The following is a 21,097-nucleotide window of genomic DNA, read 5'->3' on the forward strand; positions in this document are numbered from 1 at the left end:
TTAAATCATTACTAAGTTTTACTCAGCGTCTAATAATTGTTTTAGAGCGACCAAATCTGTAACTAAAACTTGTCTCGCTTTACTTCCTTCGAAAGGTCCAACAATTCCAGCAGCTTCTAATTGATCAATCAATCTTCCTGCTCTATTATACCCTAATTTTAGTTTCCTTTGTAATAAAGACGCCGAACCTTGTTGTGCTGTGACAATAACTTCTGCAGCTTCATTAAAAAGCTTATCGCGATCTTTTACATCTATATCAAGACTTGTGCCACTTTCTTCTCCGGAATACTCTGGTAATAAATGTGCTTCGGGATATGCTTTTTGACTACCAATATACTCTGTGATGCGTTCCACTTCTGGTGTATCTACAAAGGCGCACTGTATCCTAACCAAATCATTACCTTGCGTATATAACATATCTCCTCTACCAATTAATTGATCCGCTCCTCCTGAATCTAAAATTGTTCGAGAATCGATTTTTGAGGTAACTCTAAATGCAATTCGAGCCGGAAAATTTGCTTTAATCATACCTGTAATTACGTTTACAGATGGTCGTTGTGTAGCAATGATCAAATGTATTCCAATCGCTCGGGCTAACTGTGCTAATCTAGCAATAGGTGTCTCTACTTCTTTTCCTGCTGTCATGATAAGATCTGCAAACTCATCCACAACTAATACGATGTAGGGTAGAAACTTATGTCCATTTTCTGGATTTAGTTTTCTTGCTTTAAATTTTGCATTATATTCTTTGATATTACGAACCATTGCATTTTTCAACAAGTCATAACGTGAATCCATTTCAATACACAAAGAGTTAAGCGTATTGATCACCTTATTATTATCCGTAATGATAGCTTCCTCAGCATCGGGTAATTTAGCTAAATAGTGTCTTTCTATTTTATTAAATAGCGTAAGCTCTACCTTTTTAGGATCCACCAATACAAACTTTACTTCTGCGGGATGTTTTTTATAAAGTAAGGAAGTTAAAATAGCATTTAGTCCAACGGATTTTCCTTGTCCCGTTGCTCCTGCCATTAATAAGTGGGGCATTTTAGCCAAATCAACCACAAAAGTCTCATTTGAAATTGTTTTCCCCAATGATAGTGGTAATTCCATTTCTGCTCCTTGAAATTTAGAAGAAGCAATTGCCGACCTCATAGATACAATGGTAGATTTTTTATTAGGCACTTCGATTCCGATAGTTCCTTTCCCTGGTATTGGTGCTATAATTCTAATTCCTAATGCTGCTAACGAAAGTGCAATATCGTCCTCTAAATTTTTGATTTTAGAAATACGAATACCAGCTTCAGGTACAATTTCATATAGTGTTACTGTAGGTCCTACAGTTGCCTTAATCTGAGCTATTTCTATTTTATAGTTCTTAAGCGTTTCTACAATTCGGTTCTTATTTTCTTCTAATTCACCCTGATCTATTGTAATACCACCATTCTGTGCAGAGTAATCTTTTAGTAATTCTATAGTTGGAAATTTAAAATTTCCTAACTCTAACTTTGGATCGAACTCTCCAAAATCTTTTACCAGCTTTGCACTAAGGTTTTCTACCTCTTCTTCTTCAACCACAGTTTCAACTTCCATCGCAATATCTTCCGGATTATCATCAGATTTTATGATTAACTTCTCTGGAATTTCGTTAGACTGATTATCAGGATTGCCATAGAATTCATTGACAGTTGTTTTACCAGATGTATTTGCTTTATCCAGGACTTGCGTTGATTGAGATACATTAGCATTAACTAAAGGCTTCTCGATCGATAAATCTTGCGTCTCACCAATTGATAATTCTTCTTTTTCTTCGACTACTGGCTTTTCCTCTGTCTTTACTTTTTTTGCTCCATTCAATTTTTTAGCTGCCTGATAATCCTTCGTGATTTCAGTTTGAGTTTTCTTTAAGGACGCCGATATCTTTTCTGGCGTATATCGTAAACGAACTACAATATATACTATTGCAAAAAATGCCAGTACCAAAACGGTTCCAATAAACCCAATATAATCCTGCATAAAATCATTTACTTCATAACCTATTACTCCAGCGAATAGACCGCTTTCTTTTTGTACAAAACCAAAAACCACAGATATCCAAAGCATTACCAAAGTTCCCCAAAACCAGAAACCTGCTAGCTTTTTTCTGTTTAAATCAAAAAATAAGTAAACTCCTGTTAACGAAATTAAAACGGGTAATATTAAGGCTGATATTCCAAAACCTCTAAAAATAAAAAAGTCACTAACCTTAGCCCCAGAAATACTGAGCCAATTTTTCGCAGATGCCGTTCTGTTAGGGAACTGAGAAATTTCACTCTGGTCTATTTTCCAATTGAAGAAAAATGAAATAAAAGAAAAGAATAATGCGATACCTAAAAAGAACAAAAAACTTCCCAAAATAACCTTTTGTTGTCTAGACAATAAAAGTCTTTCTTTTAGAGGAGTTTTAGTTTTTTTAGTGGTTTTTCTTTTTGTTGTTGCCTTTTTTTTTGCCATTTTTTGGATATGTTATCGCAAAAATACGAATATCTATATTGGAACGTAAAAATGGAAAAAAAATTTTCTATGACAAGTAAGGTATATAGATGATACCTCCAATAATTACTGCCGTAATCGCTGCAATAAAAACAGCTCCAGCTGCGATATCTTTAATAAAACCTATCTTATTGTGAAAATCCGGATGAATAAAGTCTGCGATTGCTTCTACCGTGGTATTTAATCCTTCAATACTCATGACCAATCCAATCGCAAAAGTTTGTAATATCCATTCAGTAGCTGTAATATTCATATAAAAACCTAAGGCTGTCATAATAATTGCTATGACAGCCTGTACCTGAATACTTGGTTCTGTTTTAATCAATATCAATGCACCTTTTAATGCATATCCACAACCTCTTATTCTGCCAAGTATAAACTTTGAGAAATTACTCATATAGCTAATTATGCCAATGTTTTTAGTGCATTTTCATAATTAGGCTCCTGAGCAATCTCCGGAACTTGTTCTGTATACATCACAGTCCCTTTTTCATCAAGCACTATAACCGCTCTAGAGTGTAACCCTTGTAAAGGACCATCAACGATTTCTAAACCATAATCTTTGCCAAATTGACCTTCTCTAAAATCAGATTGATTGATTACTCCTTCTAATCCTTCTGCTCCACAAAATCTTTTTTGTGCAAAAGGTAAATCTTTAGAAATACACAGTACCTTAGTATTCTCTAATTGACTAGCTTGTTGATTAAATTGTCTTACCGATGTAGCACATACATCTGTGTCTATCGAAGGAAAAACATTAAGTACTACTCTAGATCCTTCATAATCTGATAATTTTGCTACTGATAAATCAGTATTAACCAATGCAAAATCCGGAGCTTTCTCTCCTACTTTTGGAAGTTCACCACTGGTATGTATCTCGTTTCCTCCTAATGTGATTGTAGCCATTTTTTATGTGTTTTTAACTTTAGATTTAAGCCGATTTATTTCTACTTCAAGTTTACACATTAACCAAGAAATAAAAAAATTTTTAGGGTTTTAAAGAGAATAAATGTTTTAAAAATAAACAAACCTTAATCGTCATGAGAAAAAATATCATTACAACCATCACCCTCTTACTATTAACCTATTTTTCAAATGCTCAACAAACTCCAGATCAAATAGCACGAGAATGGATCTCTAAAAACAAAAGCAATCTAAAAACTAATTCTGATGAAAATCTAATGCTTAAAGCTTCGAGAAAAGGATTATCAGGTCATACAATGCGATATCAACAGACTATTAATGGAATTCCTGTTTTCGATACAGAACTAACAATTCATGTATCTAATAAAAATCAAGTAACTCATGTCGAAGATAATTCTAATGAGAATATTGTTAAGATCAATACCGCACCAGCTGTTCTTAAAACATCAGCTTTAGATATTGCTAAAAGACACATTAAAGCCGATGGTTATTTTTCCAGAGAGGAATCCAAACTATACGTATACAACAAAACGGGCACTACCAAACTTGTTTATGTAAATAAGATTAGAGCAACTACTCCTATTGGATATTGGCAGGTAATTGTCGATGCAACTACAGGCGAGATAATTGAATCAAAGAATATTGATATAGAGCATAATTTCAAAATAAGAAATAAAGAAAGAAGAAAATCTACCGCACTGAAAAAAAACACCCAAAAACCAAAAACCGTATCAAAAAAGCTTATACATGAATTCGAAAATGAAGCAATTGCCATGAAAGTTGATGGAACAGGAATGGTATTTGACCCAGATCCATTATCTGTAAGTGGTCAGACGTATGGAGGAAACTTCTCAGATAACAATGATGCCACTAACGCTGAACTTGATGCTGCAAGATCTTCTGTTGTTTTAAGAGATATTACCTTTGCTAATGGTGTTTACAGACTACAAGGTCCTTATGTAGAAATAGTAGATATTCAAGGTCCTTCCAAAGGTTTATTTACTCAAGCAACATCAGATTTTAATTTTAATAGAAGTGATGATGCTTTTGAAGCTGTAAACTGTTATTATCATCTTGACAAAAGTTTGCGTTATATTAATGAAACGCTTGGTATCAATTTAGTTTCTTTATTTAATAATGGCGTTTTAGAATATGATCCAAGTAGTTTCAATGGTGCTGACAACTCATCCTATGGTGGTGGTCAATTAAATTTTGGTGAAGGTGGCGTAGACGATGCTGAAGATGCCGACGTTATTCTTCATGAATTAGGTCATGGACTACATGACTGGCTAACCAATGGTTCATTATCTCAAGTAAACGGATTGAGCGAAGGTTGTGGTGATTATTGGGCACAATCTTACAAAAGAAGTCTAGGACAATGGCAATCTTCAGAAGCATCTTATCACTTTGTTTTTGGATGGGATGGGAATAATGAATTCTGGCCAGGTAGATCCACAAATTACAATGCCAACTTTCCTGGAGATCTTTCTGGGAGTATCCATAGAGATGGTCAAATATGGGCTACTTCATTAATGAGAATATACGATATTATTGGAAGAGAGAAAACAGATAAAGCATTTTTAGAAGGATTAGCAATGACTAACAGTGCTACCAATCAAGAAAATGCCGCCATAGCTGTAAGACAAGCTGCTATAGATATGGGATATGATTGTAGTGACGTTAATGTTTTTACCACAGAATTTACAAATACAGGTTATAATATGCCAGCTATTAACTTGGTGGTAAACTGCCCCGGAGACCAAACGGTTTCTGTAAATTCTGGAAACTCTAATTATATTGTTGAAGATTTTACCTCTATGGCTAATGCCATCAATACTGGTTGTAATGCAACGATTACTCAGGATCCAGCAATAGGGTCTACGTTACCTCAAGGAGTTCACACCATAACTTTAACAGCTACAGGAACAACTTCGGCATCTTGTACTTTTAATTTAACTGTGGACAATGTACTAGGAACAGATGATTTTATAGAACAATCTAAAATTGTTTTATATCCAATACCTGCAAATGAAAATATTATACTACAAGGAGATTTCGATACTAAAGAAACTTTAATCATTCATAATTTAGTTGGGCAAAAGATTATGACGGTATCTATTTCGCAAAAAGTTACAAATATCAACATCGCTCAACTTCCTAAAGGAGTATATTTTGGATCTTTTGAAGGTAAAAAAGGAAACTTAAAATTCATTAAGAATTAAGCGTAAGTAATATCAAATTAAAATCTGCAAAAAGTATTTTATAAAAAAACCGAAACAATATTGTTTCGGTTTTTTTATAGTGTATACTCCTTTGTGTACATATAATTAGGAATCTTTTAAGTATCGATGGATCCCATAACTCGTTGCATAAAACCATTTAAGGCTTCCTTTTTTGGAGTGCCTTCCTTTACCATTTTATTTACTTCAATGGCACCGTACATATTAGAAATAAGCTCTCCGATTACATCTAGCTCCTCATCCTTTAAAGAAGGAACTTCTGTGAGTGCCTCTAAAGTTTCTATTGCCTCAACAACAAAATCTTCATCATTTTCCTCTATAAAAGACGTTAAATGTTTAATTATTGGTAACTTCATTCACTAAATCTTTTAAAACTTCAAACTTATTAGTCTGTACCTGATTCACAAAACCTCCATTTTTAAAAGTAGCAAAAGTTGGTAGATTATCTACCGTGGCCATTTTTCTGGATTCTGGATTCTTTTCTGCATCAACAATTACAAAAGTTGCATCTTCATTTTCAGAAGCTAATTTTTTAAATTTTGGCTTCATAATTCTACAATTACCACACCAAGTAGCAGAATACTGAACGATAACTTTTTCATTAGCTTGTACTAATTCAGAAAGATTATCTGTTGTTAATTCTTGAATCATAATCTATTTTTTTTTGATAAAAAAGAAACTTCTCTTAGATACTTTTAGTAGTTAGAGAAGTTTCTTATAACACTATATTGATCTGAATTTTTAGTGAGAAGCTAAATAAGAAGCTACTCCGTCTCTATTTGCAGACATTGCTTCTTTACCTTCTTCCCAATTTGCAGGACACACTTCCCCGTTTTTCTGCACGTGCGCGTAAGCATCAATTAATCTTAAAAACTCTGCCACATTTCTTCCTACTGGCATATGATTGATCCCTTCGTGGAAAACAGTTCCTTCTTCATCAATCAAATAAGTAGCTCTATATGTTACGTTATCTCCTTCTACTGTTACAACACCAGTTTCTTCGTTATAAGTTTCGTTAGTAATATCTAAGATCCCTAATGTGCTAGCAAGATTACGATTAGAATCTGCTAATATAGGATACGTTACTCCTTCGATACCACCATTATCTTTTGAAGTATTTAACCAAGCAAAATGCACTTCGGGAGTATCACAAGAAGCACCGATTACAATCGTGTTTCTTTTTTCGAATTCTACTAGTGCCTCTTGAAACGCGTGCAATTCTGTTGGGCAAACAAAAGTGAAATCTTTAGGATACCAGAATAAAAGTACTTTTTTGTTGTTATTTTTTGCTTCTTCCAATACATTTAGTTTGAAAGTATCTCCCATTTCATTCATTGCGTCAACGTTAAGATCTGGGAATTTTTTACCTACAAATGCCATTTTTTGTTAATTTAAAAAGTAATTAATTAATTTTTGAAGTGGCAAATATACGCTGCATATACATATATAAAGAATACAATAATTAGATTTTCTTATATTAACATAATTTTTTCTAATACTTAAGTATCCTCAGAATAATACTTCAAAAATTCTTACAAAAAAATAAAATACCTTACATAAATTACGGATAAATTGTTCTTTTTATACGATGATTTGCACATTGTTAGATCTATTTTTGTATTTTCGCTTCATATAATTAGCCTCTAAACCAAAAAGTTGAAGAACTTTATAAAACATACAATCTATTTATTTTTTACTTGTATTTCCATAAATACATTGGCGCAATCATCTCTAGATAGAGATAGTATCCAAATACATATAGAACAAGCCGAAGTATTCTTAGAAGAATTTAAGTATCAACAAGCTTTAGAAAAAGTACAAATTGCTTTAAAGAGTGCTACCTACAATAATGACGATAGAAGTAGAGCAAAAATACGTTTTCTAATTGGAAAAATACATGAGCTAAATAGCCAAGATAGCGAAGCAATTACCAATTATATAACTGCTATAACCTATGCATCTACTTCAAAAAGTAAAGAAGTACAAGCGAAAATAACTTATAATCTTGGTAAAATATATCTAAAAAACGATAATACTGTACAAAATGGTATCAATCGCCTCGAATCGAGTTCTAGAATAGCTAAAGAGATTAAGGATACTACAAAGATTATTAAACCTTGGTTAAAACTTGCAGAACATTATATAGATAATAGAGATTACCAAACTAGCGACAAATATCTAACAAAGGTTAGAGCATTAATAGGTTCTGATTTTGATTTAGCTCCAAGTGAAAAAATTAAACTAAGTAATTTATTAGGAAAATATTTCCTAAGGGTACGAAGGTATGAAAGAGCCGATGAACACATTGATAATGCAGTATCTTACGCCAGTAGTGAAATAAATAATATTGAAAACAACGAATTAGTAATTTCTAATTCTTACCAAGAACTAGCCACAGCATATTATACTAAACATAGGGTTTATAGAGCTAAAAAAGAATTTGAAAAGGCTATTCCGTATTTGGAAAAACATTACAACAATCTATCCAAAGCAGAAGAGATAACCAGAAAAATAGAATTGATCAAAGCTGAAATTGAGTTTGATGTAAATCAAATGAAAGATAAGGTTAAAAAAGCTGATGAAAAAGACGCTAAAAACTACTCTAAAGAAATCAAATGGCAAATCATTACTATACTTGGTGTAGTATTAATACTAATTTCTCTGGCTTTCTTAATTAGTTCTTACAAAAATAATTTACAAAAGAAAAAGCTGAATAACGACCTTATAGAGAAAAATAAGGAGTTGGTTAACGCAAAGGAAACTGCGGAACAAGTTTCTACACTAAAGTCTCAATTTATCTCTACTGTAAGTCATGAACTAAGAACACCACTTTATGGGGTAATTGGTCTTACTTCATTGCTTATGGAAAATCCAGAAGAAAAGAAGAAAAATGAATATTTAGAATCTTTAAAGTTTTCTGGAGATTATTTGCTTGCGCTAATAAATGATGTACTCCAATTAAGTAAGATAGAAACTAATGAAGTAAAACTAGAAAAAGTTTCTTTTGATCTTAGATCTTTAATTGAAGGAATCGTAAACTCACTACATTCTAAACAAAAGAACAATAATAATACAGTTCATATTGATATTGATAGAAATATTAAAACTACATTACTAGGTGATTCTGTAAGACTATCTCAAATATTAATAAATCTGATTGGTAACGCATTAAAGTTTACCAATAATGGAAATATCTGGATCAAGGTAAAAAGCCAAGCATCTGAAGGCGATAATTACAATTTACGTTTTATCATTAAAGACGACGGTATTGGAATCCCGAAAAGCAAGCAAGCAACCATTTTTGAAAATTTTGCTCAAGTAAAAAATGAAAATCAAGAATACGAAGGAACAGGTCTAGGACTAGCGATCGTGAAAAAGCTTATCCATCTGCATAAGAGTGAAATTTTTATTGATAGTGAAGAAGGTGTAGGCTCCGAATTTACATTTGATTTAGTGTATGAAAAAGCGGTAAAAGAGCAAGATATCTCTTCTCAAACTGGAGAAAGTATCAGTATTGGAACTACCAATTTTAATATTCTTATTGTTGATGACAATAAAATTAATCAAATCGTTACTCAAAACATTCTTAAGAAAAAAGGATATACCTGTGATTTGGCAAGCAATGGAATGAAAGCTATCGAGATGGTTAAAACCAATGCATTTGACCTAGTCCTTATGGACATAAACATGCCTGAAATGAATGGTTTAGATGCTACTACAGTAATTAGAACTTTTAATACCCATATCCCAATCATAGCACTTACTGCAGTTGAAGAAGGTGAGATTAGAGATCAAGCTTTATCTGTAGGCATGAATGACGTGATTATCAAACCTTATGATACGCAGCAATTCTTCCAAACAATAATGAAGAACATTTCCAAAGTGAAATACATCAATTAATTCTAGTTCTTTCTTATTTATTAATTTATTCTGTTAAAGCTTATTCTCCTTAATCTTTTATATAGTATTTTTAGAGCTCAATTTAAGCTTAGAACACTAACATGAACTCAAAAGACACTGGTTTTAATACTATTTGTACCCATGTGGGAGAAATAGAAGATAAACAATTCAAAGGAGCAATTTCTCCTATTTACCTCTCTACATCTTACGCTTTTGAAGATGTAGATATTAAAAGATATCCGCGTTATTTTAATACTCCAAATCAAGAAGCGCTTTGTAAAAAAATTGCAAAACTTGAAAAAGGCGAGGAATCACTTATTTTCGGAAGCGGAATGGCAGCTATTAGTACTGCTTTACTTGCTTTTTTAGGAAAGGACGATCATATCGTATTACAAAGAACACTTTATGGAGGTACTGCTAATTTGGTTAATGAAGAATTTAGCAAATATGGTATTGAATACTCTTATGTAGATAGTCAGGATGTGACAGGGTTCGAAGAAAAAATCCAAGACAACACTAAAGTAATTTATATAGAAACTCCTTCTAACCCATTATTAACCATAACTGACATAAAAGCAATAGCATCACTAGCAAAGGAAAAGGGTATTATTACGATGATAGACAATACGTTCGCTTCTCCTGTTAATCAAAACCCTATAGAATTAGGCATCGACATTGTAATTCATTCTGCTACAAAATATTTAGGAGGACATAGCGATATTCTTGCTGGAGCCGTAGTTTCTTCCGAAAAAAATATCGAACAAATTTTTCAGTTAGCTAAGAATCTTGGCGGAAGTTTAAGTGATTTTACGGTATGGATGTTAGAAAGAAGTATAAAGACTTTAGGACTTCGGGTAAGACAACAAAATAAAAACGCAAAAAAACTAGCCAAATGGTTAGAAAAACATGACGATATCCAAGCGGTATATTATCCTGGTTTAAAATCGCACCCCGACTATGAAATAGCAAAAAGACAGATGAAAGGATTTGGGGGAATGCTATCATTTGAATTAAAAGAAGGGTTAGATGCTAGTAAATTTCAGAAAGAACTAAAGCTTATAAAAAGTTCCATGAGTCTTGCGGGAGTAGAAAGTACCATACTCTCTCCTACATTAACTTCTCATGCCCTATTAACTGCAGAAGAAAGAAAGCACCAAGGAATAAATGATGGATTGCTTAGGTTTAGTGTTGGTATTGAAGAAAAAGAAGATTTGATGATGGATATTGAACAAGCACTTCAAAAAATTAAAGTCTTAGAATTAGAACACTAATATGAAACTAGACATACTAGCTATTGGAGCGCATCCTGATGATGTAGAACTAAGTTGCTCAGGAACACTTGCTAAAGAAATTGATCATGGTAAAAAAGTAGGTATTCTAGATCTTACTCGTGGAGAACTAGGAACTCGAGGAACTCCAGAAACTAGAGATCAAGAAGCAAAAGATGCTGCAGAAATTCTAGGAGTAACTGTTCGAGAAAATCTAGGGTTTAGAGATGGTTTTTTTAAAAATGATGAAGCACATCAACTTGCTATTATCCAAATCATACGTAAGTACCAACCAGAAATAGTGCTTTGCAATGCTATTGATGATCGTCATATAGATCATGGTAAAGGAAGTAAATTAGTTAGTGATTCGTGCTTTTTATCAGGATTACGCAAAATAGAAACATCTTTAGAAGGAACGAAGCAAGATGCTTGGAGACCTAAAAAAGTATATCACTATATCCAATGGAAAATATTGGAACCAGATTTTGTAGTAGATATCACTGGATATTTAGATAAAAAAATGGAAAGTGTAATGGCCTATAAAACTCAGTTTTATGATGCAGACAGCAAAGCGCCTTCTACTCCAATTTCTAGTAGGAATTTTATGGAAAGTATTCGCTATAGAGCTGCTGATTTAGGTAGAATCATCGGAGTAGATCATGCAGAAGGTTATACCGTAGAACGCTATGCCGCAGTAGATTCCATATTTGACCTTATATAATTTCATTTTTTTCTTTGCAGAAACAAAGAAATACCTTATTTTTGCAGCCGAAATTAAATGGTGGTTGTAGCTCAGTTGGTTAGAGCGCCTGATTGTGGTTCAGGAGGTCGTCGGTTCGAGACCGATCTTCCACCCTTTTAAAAAGAAAGACTCCGTAACTACGGAGTCTTTTTCGTTTTATATCACATATCGTAAGACTTAGCTTTTCCTGATTCTATTCTTTGCCAATACCATCAACAATTAATCTTTCTTCTTTATTAGCAATCTCCCAGGCTGTATAAAAAATTAGTTTAGCCCGTTTTGTCATCAGATCGTATTCTATTTTGTCTGCCGTATCCGTTGGCTCGTGATAATCCTCATGAACACCATTAAAATAAAAGATGATAGGAATATTATTCTTTGCAAAATTATAATGATCACTTCGGTAATAAAATCTATTCGGATCATCCTTAGCGTTATAGGTATAGTCTAGGTCTAATTGAGTAAACTCCTTATTTATTTCTTCACTTAAATTATGTAACTCTGTACTCAACCTATCACTACCTATTAAATAGATATAATTATTCTTTTCTGGACTCTTATGATTTTCATCAATTCGACCAATCATATCGATATTAAGATTAGCAACAGTCTTTTCTAGTGGAAAAACTGGATTCTCGGTATAATAGCTAGATCCGTACAACCCTTTTTCCTCTCCTGTTACATGCAAGAATAATATAGTTCTTTTGGGACCATAACCGTCCTTTGCTGCTTTCGCAAAAGCCTGAGCTATTTCCAAAATACTTACAGTACCTGATCCATCGTCATCAGCTCCATTATATATATTTCCATTAGAATCGACCCCTACATGATCATAATGTGCAGAAATTACTACTATTTCATCAGGCTTTTCAGTTCCTTTTATATACGCTAAAACATTTTCAGATGATTTAATTCTTCCTCTAAAATAACTTTCATCTATTTCCTGGAAATAATCTTCTCCTCCAAGTGGAGAAGGAATTCCCATTCTAATATACTGCTCTTTTAAATACTCTGCCGCCCTCTTTTGCCCAGGTTCTCCTGTATCTCTACCTTCAAATTCATCCCCTGCAAATTTGTATAAATACTTCTGAAGTTCCTCTGAAGTTATTGTCTCTGCATACGATATGATATCTGCTTTTTTGTTATTACCAGGCTTGTTAGATGATTTTTGTGAGCTTCCACAAGAATACAAAAATACTAAGCCTAGAATAGCGATTAAAATACTTCTCATTTATTTCTTTTTATAACACTACGCAATATACTGATTTAGCTGCAGATGATTTTATGAATGTTTTCATCTGTTTATATTTTTATTGGTTTTTTATATAGTCAGATGTAATCGCCATCTAATCATATCGGTAGATATCAACTTATTTGTTATGGCTTATTTCATAAAAAATCCTTCAAAATTTATTTAAAAAAACTTTTATAGATTTAAAAAAGGTTGTTATATTTGCACCCGCATTCAGGGAATACCTGATGAGACTAAACACTGGAGAAATGGCAGAGTGGTCGAATGCGGCAGTCTTGAAAACTGTTGAGGGTCACACCTCCGGGGGTTCGAATCCCTCTTTCTCCGCAAAAAGCCTTGTAATCTTTTGATTTACAAGGCTTTTATTTTTTAGTTGACAAAATCGTTGACAATTCATCCAAATTAAGTATTTAATATTTGAAATATTATCCTGTTAGCTTTGACTTTTTTATTTATAGATGAGCAGGGTAACAATTTACTTTGTTCCATATCATTTATCAAATCCATAAATCTAACGTAGCTTGGTTCTAAATTAACATTAGAAACAAAACAGAGTCTGTAGTTATTTCTATTTTCTAAATAGAATTGCCATTCACGTTTTGTTAATAGAAACTCTTTGCTATCTGATGCTGTACCTTTGCACTCGTAATAAAGAATTTTACCTTTGTTTGAGACTTTAAAATCATAGGGTAAAAATTGTTCTGTTTCTTCATTCACCCATACAACTTTCTCCCAATTTTTCTTTAATAATTCAGTATACAGATACTTTTCTGCTTTACGACCAATTCTATTATTATATTCTTCATTTTCGGCCAGATCAGTAATTTCTTGCTCTCCAACAGATTCATTAGATTTCAGAAGTTTAATTATGTTATCCAATTGGTTAGAAATAAGCAATAACGATTGAGTGTTCTTTTCAACACGCTCTTCTAAATTACTATTAAAAAACTTTTCTTCTTTTTTTGCTAAATCCACAGATTTACTTTCGCCGTCTTCTTCAACTACAATCGAATTAGTTGGCAATAACTCAATTTGTTCTTTAATTACTTGCGAAGTTATATTAGATTTTATAGTAAATAATAGACCATCTAGTTTTGAAGCATCATAATTAATGGAATCTAAATTTATATAAACACCTTTAGTTCTAATACATAATTCTTTTGATTTAGTTTTCGCAACATCACCTTGTGCAATACCTATAATGTGAATCTTTATATCCCTTTTTGAATCAATTATTCTTTTATACACAGCATTATGCCAATCAGTATCTGTTTTTGAATCCAAATAACCATCACCATCTGTAATTACAATGATATTAGATTTATTAGATGATAAATTATGTATTTTATTTAATAAAGACCAACGCAATGGTGTGCCTCCTGGCTCTGGATTTGGAATAGTATTAATTTTTTGGACTATTAAATCTCTATTATAATTGCCCTTATAATGATTTATATTTTTTGGGTATTCTAAGTACTTTTTATTCTTAATTATAGGATTACCATTAATATCACGCTTTTTTAAATTTCTAAATCTATCAATTTGAAGAGAAGTACAATAGCTTATTTTGGGAATTAAATGATTAATTAAAATCGACTTTACTAAATCAGTCCTTGTATACTTAGCATCAATCAAGTATTTGTTTTCGTGCTCTTTACCAGCACCTTTCATATAACCCATACTACCCGAGGCATCAATTAGTATATCAATATGCATCTCCCCTTAAGTTTTTAAATATTATTCTTTACAAAATTACTATTCAAAATATAGAATCATTTTACCCAGTTTGTATCAAATTCCGAATTACTGTTTTTCCGATTAAGCTTATAATTCCGCCTTTCTGTACATACATTGGGTCGTCCAATTTGTCCCATAAGTCACGTTTTATATATTCGTCTTTTACTTCCGATTGTACTCTTGGTTCAGCACTTGTTTTTAAATAAACTTCATTATTCTTATTCGCAATCACAGTTTCTTTCGTGCTTGTTGTTTCAGAGACTTCTTCTACAATTTCTTTTATCAAAATTGCATCTTCTTCGCTAATTTGAAACTTTTCTTTAATTTCTTTTATAGCAGATTCAATAGTTGTTCTCGGTATTTCGTGACCGCCTTTTCCTGTTTTTAAACCTGTTTTCTTTTTTGGCTTTCCAGCAACAGTTAAATTGGTTTTAGTTCCTTGAAATTTCACAGCTCCTTTGCTTAGTTCAACTTTCTTTAAAAACTCTTTCATTTCTGAAGCTTTGCCTTTTCTGATTAAGATTTCTCCCATTACTTCTGCAAAGACAATAAATTCGTTTAGTTCTGATGTTAATTCAAAAAATTGAGCGATAAAATAATATAACTTGGTATATCTTCTCAATAAGGAAACATAGCTTTTTTGTGCTTCTAGTTCTGGGAGTTTCTTTTTAAATGTATTTCTATAATCTTGGTTTAGATTACTTAAAATAGCATCAGCAGTTGAGTTTCTTTCTGTAGCTTCTAATTCTGCATCAATAAACGCGTTTACATACAGTTCTATTTCTTCTACGGTAAATACATTCAGATTTACAATTTCTTCGAACAAGTCGACTAAAACTTGTTTTTCAGGTTGCTTTTCTTTGTATGGACTTCCTTTTCTGTGCTTATTAAAAGCATCAAATATATTTTGAGCATTATTGGTAAAATCAATCACCAAAATATCTTCTTGTTCTTTGTCTTTGTGTTTTCGGTTTAAGCGAGAAACGGTTTGTATGGCATTTACTCCGTTTATAGATTTATCTAAAAACATTGTAGAAAGCAAAGGTTGGTCAAAACCTGTTTGAAATTTATTGGCTACTACTAAAATGCGATTACCTTCTTCTGCAAATACATCTTCGATTAGTTTTCCATTAAGTTGGTTGACTGTGTTTTCTTCTATTTTCCCTTTTGTAATTGGATGAGTAAAATCACTAAAAGCATAAAGCACTTTCCATTCAGATTCTTTGTCTTCTAAAATGGTTTTTAGCGTATTAAAATATTTCAAACCAGCAATACGAGAAGAAGTAACTACCATTGCTTTACCTTGTCCTTTGATACTAGGTACTACTTTTTCTTCAAACAGTTTTACAATTACTTCTGCTTTGTATTGAATAATAGCATCATCTTCGTAAGCAATATTTTTTAGTAGTTTGCTTACTATTCCTATTGGAAAATCCTTTTCTGGAATAGCTTCTTTTAGTTTTAAATTGTATAAGGTTTCGTAAGAAATTATATTATGAGCAACATCTAAAATGTAACCTTCTGCAATAGCTTCTTCTTCACTATACACATCAAAAGGTTCTCCAAAGAATGAAACGGTTTTTGGTGTTGTAGTCGCTGTAAAAGCAACAAATACTTGATTGCTTATGTTTAATTTTTGTAATTCTTTTAGTGTTTCGTCTTCATCTGTTTCAGAAGCTTCTGCTTCATCATCATTGAAGAACTTACGCATTGTTAATGCCATTTTTCCATCTTGCGAACGGTGTGCTTCATCTATTAAAAAAGCGACATTTCTATTTTGAAGAATTTTATCGTTTTCTAACTTCTCTTGAATGTGAGCAAACTTATGAATGGTAGTAACAATAATATCTCGGTCTTTTTCCAAATATTCAGCAAGATGTTTTGACCTTTTGGCAAAATTTAGTTTTGTACTCAAATGAGTGAACATTTCTAAATCGTCTTTTACGTTTTTGTCTAAAGCATTTCTATCGGTAAGGATAATAATATTGTCAAAGACCTTTTTGCCATTACTGGTGTACAAACTATCTAAACGGTCTGCCATCCACGCAATGGTTAAGGTTTTTCCTGCTCCTGCTGAATGATTGATTAAATATTTTTTACCAAGACTTTGCTTGTTTTCTACAAAATCCTTTACATCCTCTGCTAAGCTTTTGCTAGCTCTAAACTGGTGATATCTCGGAAAAATTGTAAATGAAGCTGTGGTTTGCCATTCTCCATCTACTTCTTTTTGTTTTGCAGGAACAAATACCAAATAATGTTCTAGATAGTGACAAATATTCTCTGGTGATAAAGCATATCTGTACACGTGTTCTACAGGATATTCGCCTTGTGTTTCTGCTTTGTTTTGTAAACTTGCATTAAACCATCTGAAGTTTTTTTCCGAACTTGGATTGGTAGCAATTTTGGCTTCTGTATTGCTTAATGCTACATACAAAAATGGATTTTTATAAATAGGATTTTGTAAATCTCGGTTTAGAAAACTTTCATAAATAGCATCATTTACATCTTGTCCTTCGTCTTCGTGTTTTAGTTCTAAAACAATAATTGGTAAACCGTTTAACCAAATAGCAATATCTATACGCTCTTGATTGTTTGGGTTGTAGTAATATTCTTTTTTATAAGTAAACGTGTTTTTAGCGTAGTTTTCTGCTTGTGCTGTATTGGTTGCAGACCTTGGCTTTTGAGCATATAAAAGCACTTTTGTGCCTTTTACTGTTAAGCCTTCTCGTATGACTAACCACAATTCTTTTTTTGTAATGGCAAGTTCTAAGGCTTTTATAATTTCTCGGTCTGCATCTGTACCAAAGTTTTCTTGTAGTTCTTGATATTTATGTTCTTGGGTGTTTTTAATAAAAGCAATAAGGTCTTTTTCTATAATATGATTGTCATTTTTAAGCCTTGAAGCTTCAAATGTTTCATATTGATGCTCTGTGCTTAAAAAAGCACACAAATGGTCTTGAAAAAGCATTTCTTTATTGCTAGGCATAGGCTTTGGTTTTTATTGCAGACGTTACTTGCTTTTTACCTGTAACACACTCGTGAATTAAACTTTTACGATAGGCTTGTAAGGTTTCTATTTGGGATTTTATGTTTTTTAATGAATCATTGAATTTAAATTCAATGTCTTTTAATCGTTTTACAATCTGCTCTTGCTCACTTATTGGTGGTGTAACTATATAAAAGTCTCGAATTTTATCTAAGTGTAAATTAGTAACAGTAATTTGTTTACTTCCATTTTTTATTTGGAAATCCATTATTTCACTTTTAAAGAAATAATTAAGATAATCTACATTTAATTGTCTATCAGGTTTTATTAAACAGAGACTTACAAAAATGCTAAAATCCCAATCCCAATCAACAACTTTTGTAATTCCTATCGTACCATTTTTCGATAATAGTAAATCTCCTTTTTCTGGGTTACATCTTTTAATCAATTCATTGTGTTCTTCAACATCGATAAACTTGGTTTTGTTTAAATCAATTTTTTCTACTTGAACATCTGTAACTCTCAGAAAAGGAATACTGTTTTTATCAGGATTATCCAAATAGTTAGGTGTGAAATGAGCACCATCTGTAATTTTGGTAGTAATGTGTTTTAGTTTCTGAACTTTATAATGTATTGGAATTTTTCCAATAAAATCTTTCCTGCTTTCTTTTAGTTCAAAATCTTTAACTCCTCGTTTTATTATTTCGTTTACTTTTTTTCCCAAACTCGCCTCCATCTTCATCAACTGCTCTTGTTTAATGGCAATAATGCGGTCTATTTTAGCGGTGGCTTTGTCTAAATACTCGGCTATGGCTTTTTGTTCTTTTGGTTTAGGAAGACTGATGTAAATTGTTTTTAAATCATATACATCAAACCTGAATACCTTTATGCCAGTAGCAAACTTTTTTAGTCCATTACCGAACACTTTTGAAGCGTAAAATAAATATTTACCGTCTAAAATATTCTTGTTAGGTTTTAATAAAATTTGTTCACCACCTATTAAGCCAATATCATTTCTATTGTAAAAAACGGAATGACCTAAATCTTCCATTGTTTCTGAAGTTGAAACAAATAATACATCTCCATAATTTACTATTTGAGAACTTTTATAAAAATTTTCATTTACGTAATACTGAAATTTCTCATTAACTTCTTCTACTTTATATGTTTTACCATATTGTAATGCCACATATTTCCCTTCTGATAATAAATCGTTTTTCTCAAAGCCAGAATTACCTCTAATAAACTCACATATATTAAATAGCCTTTTAGTTTCCCAATGCTTTGGAATCTTACCAAGCCATTCAATTCCACAATCTTTATAAGTGTACTTTTCCATCTTACAAAGCTTTTATTTCGTTGAGTAAATTGGTAGCTTCTTCTTCTAATTCCCAAAACTGTTCTATGAGTTTATCGCTACTTTCTGGCTCTTGGTATTTATAAAAATATTTGTTGGGTAATATTTCGTAACCTAATTCTTTGTATTCTTCCCAGTTTATAATTTGGTAGTCTATTTCTTTGGCTAAAAAAGCGTTTATATAGGCTTCCTTATCCGTTTCAGTTCTGTCAAATGGTATGTACTCGTTATCTACTATATAATGCCTGTGGTGATACGTAGCAGTCTTTTTTTGGTTTTTAAACCATTTTTTAATGTCGTTTAGCTTTTCATCTTTCAGTTCTGCCACCTTTTCTTTTAGTTGGTTGGCTACTAAGGTTTCAAAAGCAGTTTCGCCATCATAATGTATTTCAAAATCTAAATCATTAACTTTTAGGTTTACCGTAAAATCACCATACAAATCAAATTCTTTTTTCATATTGGCATTATTAATCTGTTTGGTAAAATCTTCAGTAATCCACATTTGTTCGCCATTCTCATCTTCTTGCCAAAAGGTCACTTTCACTTTATGAAAAGCAAAGTCTGTAATATGGAATTTTTTACAATCTTCATTTTCTTCCCAACTGGCAAATTGGTTGTTAATCCACTTGCGATTTGTGTCAGTTATTTGGTTACGTTTGTTACCAAATGATTTTGGTTCTTTTTTAGATTGCTCGCGAGCATTAATAATCAATACAGTTTCCTCTTTGTGCTTTGGCTTATTATTGCTTAAAATCCATATATACGTATAAATACCAGTGTTGTAAAACATTTGGTCTGGCATCATTACAATGGTGTCTAGTAAATCATTTTCTAAAATATAACGTCTTACTTCACTTTCACTTTGTGTGGCATCACCATTGCTTAAAGGCGAGCCGTTAAACAAAATTGCAATTTTTGAACCACCTTTACTCTGAGGCTTCATCTTTTCAATCATTGTTAATAGAAAAAGTAAAGCACCATCATTGGTTGGTGTAATGGTGTATTGTCCTTTTTTGCTAGATTTTTCAGTAGCACCAGGTTGGTATCTACTTCCAATTAGTTTTTCTACGTGACTTTTGTAATCGCTCCAATCTACACCAAAAGGCGGATTAGAAATCATATAGTCAAATCGTTTTCCAGAATGTTGGTCGCCATCATCTTCAATACTTTCTATGTGAGGAATTAATGAGTTACCGTGTGTAATATTAGCTTTTGTTTCGCCTTTTATAAGCATATCAGCTTTACAAACCGCATAGTTTTGAGCCAGCATTTCTTGTCCGTTTAGTAGAATTAAATCCTCAGTATTGGCAATGCCTTTTGGTGTTTTGGCTTTGTCTATTAAATGTTCTTTGGCAATAGAAAGCATTCCTCCTGTTCCGCAAGCTGGGTCGTATAAAGAAATCGCTTTTGTTGCTGTTTCTGGGTCAAAATCAATTTCCATCAAGTCAACCATTATTCTAATGATTTCTCTGGGTGTAAAATGCTCTCCTGTGTCTTTGGCATCATCTTGCGAGAATCTTTGCAAGAGATTTTCATAGACATAACCCATTTCAATATTAGATAGTCGAGTAGGGCTAAAATCCTCTTCGGCAACTAATTGAATAATTTGAGACAATCGTTTTTCTTTTACCATTTTGGTAACCATTTGTCGGTACTCAAACTTGTCTATAATTTCTTCTATGTTTTCGCTAAAGCCATTTAAAAAACTACGAAAGTTGTTTTCGACTAAAGTACTACTATCAGCAAGAATGCTTTTAAGCGTCCAATTGGTCGTATTGTAAAATTCAAGTTTCGCTTTTTCGTATTGTTTTATTCTTTTAGTAAGCTCAGCTTGTTTTACTTTTCCTTTTTCAGCATCTTTCTCGTAAAGTGCTTTTATATTTTCATCATCAAAAGAATCGTCTTTAGAAATGATAATTGATTTGAATTTGGCTCTATTTTCTTCGAGTACACATTCAATTCTTCTAATCATAATCATTGGAAGAATAACAGAAGGATAATCTTTAGCTTTAAATTTTCCTCTTAATTTAATTGCACCCTTCCAAACTTCGTTAGTTAGGTTTTCTAATCTATTTTTATTTATCATTATTAATTATTCTCTTTGTTTGATATGATTAATTCTTTTATATCTGTGCTAAAAATAGCATTTTAACACC

At 32.2% G+C, this 21,097-nt stretch carries 15 protein-coding genes and 2 tRNA genes; 6 read left to right on the forward strand and 11 right to left on the reverse strand.

Going from position 1 to position 21,097, the window contains the following annotated elements; genetic code table 11:
• Positions 1–18: 18 nt before the first annotated feature.
• The 3 genes from ABD077_RS13800 to tpx all read right to left on the reverse strand — a co-directional run bounded on the left by ABD077_RS13800 (position 19) and on the right by tpx (position 3,441).
• Complete coding sequence (locus ABD077_RS13800; protein WP_343912874.1) at positions 19–2,496, reverse strand: FtsK/SpoIIIE family DNA translocase; 2,478 nt, start codon at positions 2,494–2,496, stop codon at positions 19–21.
• Between the two features lie 67 nt (positions 2,497–2,563).
• Entirely contained in the window at positions 2,564–2,932 is a 369-nt protein-coding gene (locus ABD077_RS13805) for a diacylglycerol kinase (RefSeq protein WP_343912875.1), read from the reverse strand.
• A gap of 8 nt (positions 2,933–2,940) precedes the next feature.
• Positions 2,941–3,441 carry a thiol peroxidase gene (tpx, locus tag ABD077_RS13810; RefSeq protein WP_343912876.1) on the reverse strand — a complete coding sequence of 167 codons (501 nt, stop codon included), beginning with the start codon at positions 3,439–3,441 and terminating at the stop codon, positions 2,941–2,943.
• Positions 3,442–3,575: 134 nt separating this feature from the next.
• Between tpx and ABD077_RS13815 the strand changes: the two genes are divergently transcribed.
• Complete coding sequence (locus ABD077_RS13815; protein ID WP_343912877.1) at positions 3,576–5,681, forward strand: T9SS type A sorting domain-containing protein; 2,106 nt, start codon at positions 3,576–3,578, stop codon at positions 5,679–5,681.
• 116 nt (positions 5,682–5,797) lie between these two features.
• On the opposite strand, the gene ABD077_RS13820 is transcribed toward ABD077_RS13815, so the two are convergent.
• From ABD077_RS13820 to ABD077_RS13830, 3 genes are all read right to left on the reverse strand, one after another.
• The gene (locus ABD077_RS13820; protein ID WP_299600312.1) at positions 5,798–6,055 is read right to left on the reverse strand and encodes a DUF6952 family protein; all 258 of its coding nucleotides are present in this window, start codon (positions 6,053–6,055) and stop codon (positions 5,798–5,800) included.
• Positions 6,036–6,350, reverse strand: a complete 315-nt coding sequence (locus ABD077_RS13825) for a thioredoxin family protein (RefSeq protein ID WP_343912878.1) — start codon at positions 6,348–6,350, stop codon at positions 6,036–6,038. The genes ABD077_RS13820 and ABD077_RS13825 overlap by 20 nt, the downstream gene beginning before the upstream one ends.
• A 90-nt stretch (positions 6,351–6,440) precedes the next feature.
• Positions 6,441–7,079, reverse strand: a complete 639-nt coding sequence (locus tag ABD077_RS13830; protein ID WP_299600304.1) for a peroxiredoxin — start codon at positions 7,077–7,079, stop codon at positions 6,441–6,443.
• 276 nt (positions 7,080–7,355) lie between these two features.
• Between ABD077_RS13830 and ABD077_RS13835 the strand changes: the two genes are divergently transcribed.
• The 4 genes from ABD077_RS13835 (at position 7,356) to ABD077_RS13850 (ending at position 11,723) form a co-directional block, all read left to right on the forward strand.
• Positions 7,356–9,599 (forward strand): tetratricopeptide repeat-containing hybrid sensor histidine kinase/response regulator, encoded by a 2,244-nt coding sequence (locus ABD077_RS13835; protein ID WP_343912879.1) that lies wholly within the window; start codon positions 7,356–7,358, stop codon positions 9,597–9,599.
• Between the two features lie 101 nt (positions 9,600–9,700).
• Positions 9,701–10,870 carry a trans-sulfuration enzyme family protein gene (locus ABD077_RS13840; protein WP_343912880.1) on the forward strand — a complete coding sequence of 390 codons (1,170 nt, stop codon included), beginning with the start codon at positions 9,701–9,703 and terminating at the stop codon, positions 10,868–10,870.
• A gap of 1 nt (position 10,871) precedes the next feature.
• Entirely contained in the window at positions 10,872–11,588 is a 717-nt protein-coding gene (gene bshB1, locus ABD077_RS13845) for a bacillithiol biosynthesis deacetylase BshB1 (RefSeq protein ID WP_299600296.1), read from the forward strand.
• A gap of 59 nt (positions 11,589–11,647) precedes the next feature.
• A tRNA-His gene (locus tag ABD077_RS13850) sits at positions 11,648–11,723 on the forward strand.
• Between the two features lie 79 nt (positions 11,724–11,802).
• On the opposite strand, the gene ABD077_RS13855 is transcribed toward ABD077_RS13850, so the two are convergent.
• Positions 11,803–12,840, reverse strand: a complete 1,038-nt coding sequence (locus ABD077_RS13855) for a M28 family metallopeptidase (protein ID WP_343912881.1) — start codon at positions 12,838–12,840, stop codon at positions 11,803–11,805.
• Positions 12,841–13,103: 263 nt separating this feature from the next.
• Here ABD077_RS13855 and ABD077_RS13860 point away from each other — a divergent pair.
• Positions 13,104–13,188, forward strand: a tRNA-Ser gene (locus ABD077_RS13860).
• Positions 13,189–13,263: 75 nt separating this feature from the next.
• On the opposite strand, the gene ABD077_RS13865 is transcribed toward ABD077_RS13860, so the two are convergent.
• The 4 genes from ABD077_RS13865 to ABD077_RS13880 all read right to left on the reverse strand — a co-directional run bounded on the left by ABD077_RS13865 (position 13,264) and on the right by ABD077_RS13880 (position 21,027).
• Entirely contained in the window at positions 13,264–14,577 is a 1,314-nt protein-coding gene (locus ABD077_RS13865; protein ID WP_343912882.1) for a protein NO VEIN domain-containing protein, read from the reverse strand.
• A 61-nt stretch (positions 14,578–14,638) separates the two neighbouring features.
• Complete coding sequence (locus ABD077_RS13870; RefSeq protein ID WP_343912883.1) at positions 14,639–17,584, reverse strand: DEAD/DEAH box helicase family protein; 2,946 nt, start codon at positions 17,582–17,584, stop codon at positions 14,639–14,641.
• Positions 17,577–18,923, reverse strand: coding sequence for a restriction endonuclease subunit S (locus ABD077_RS13875; RefSeq protein ID WP_343912884.1), 1,347 nt, complete (start codon positions 18,921–18,923; stop codon positions 17,577–17,579). The genes ABD077_RS13870 and ABD077_RS13875 overlap by 8 nt, the downstream gene beginning before the upstream one ends.
• Before the next feature lies 1 nt (position 18,924).
• Positions 18,925–21,027, reverse strand: a complete 2,103-nt coding sequence (locus ABD077_RS13880) for a class I SAM-dependent DNA methyltransferase (protein WP_343912885.1) — start codon at positions 21,025–21,027, stop codon at positions 18,925–18,927.
• Between the last annotated feature and the right edge of the window lie 70 nt (positions 21,028–21,097).

Source organism: Aquimarina litoralis, assembly GCF_039523995.1.
In the GTDB taxonomy this organism is placed as follows: Bacteria; Bacteroidota; Bacteroidia; order Flavobacteriales; family Flavobacteriaceae; genus Aquimarina; species Aquimarina litoralis.

Excerpts from the sequence above, each read along its gene's own strand:
- ABD077_RS13800 (WP_343912874.1), bottom strand. The coding sequence starts at position 2,496 with ATGGCAAAAAAAAAGGCAACAACAAAAAGAAAAACCACTAAAAAAACT.
- ABD077_RS13805 (WP_343912875.1), bottom strand. The coding sequence starts at position 2,932 with ATGAGTAATTTCTCAAAGTTTATACTTGGCAGAATAAGAGGTTGTGGA.
- tpx (WP_343912876.1), bottom strand. The coding sequence starts at position 3,441 with ATGGCTACAATCACATTAGGAGGAAACGAGATACATACCAGTGGTGAA.
- ABD077_RS13815 (WP_343912877.1), top strand. The coding sequence starts at position 3,576 with ATGAGAAAAAATATCATTACAACCATCACCCTCTTACTATTAACCTAT.
- ABD077_RS13820 (WP_299600312.1), bottom strand. The coding sequence starts at position 6,055 with ATGAAGTTACCAATAATTAAACATTTAACGTCTTTTATAGAGGAAAAT.
- ABD077_RS13825 (WP_343912878.1), bottom strand. The coding sequence starts at position 6,350 with ATGATTCAAGAATTAACAACAGATAATCTTTCTGAATTAGTACAAGCT.
- ABD077_RS13830 (WP_299600304.1), bottom strand. The coding sequence starts at position 7,079 with ATGGCATTTGTAGGTAAAAAATTCCCAGATCTTAACGTTGACGCAATG.
- ABD077_RS13840 (WP_343912880.1), top strand. The coding sequence starts at position 9,701 with ATGAACTCAAAAGACACTGGTTTTAATACTATTTGTACCCATGTGGGA.
- bshB1 (WP_299600296.1), top strand. The coding sequence starts at position 10,872 with ATGAAACTAGACATACTAGCTATTGGAGCGCATCCTGATGATGTAGAA.
- ABD077_RS13855 (WP_343912881.1), bottom strand. The coding sequence starts at position 12,840 with ATGAGAAGTATTTTAATCGCTATTCTAGGCTTAGTATTTTTGTATTCT.
- ABD077_RS13865 (WP_343912882.1), bottom strand. The coding sequence starts at position 14,577 with ATGCATATTGATATACTAATTGATGCCTCGGGTAGTATGGGTTATATG.
- ABD077_RS13870 (WP_343912883.1), bottom strand. The coding sequence starts at position 17,584 with ATGCCTAGCAATAAAGAAATGCTTTTTCAAGACCATTTGTGTGCTTTT.
- ABD077_RS13875 (WP_343912884.1), bottom strand. The coding sequence starts at position 18,923 with ATGGAAAAGTACACTTATAAAGATTGTGGAATTGAATGGCTTGGTAAG.
- ABD077_RS13880 (WP_343912885.1), bottom strand. The coding sequence starts at position 21,027 with ATGATAAATAAAAATAGATTAGAAAACCTAACTAACGAAGTTTGGAAG.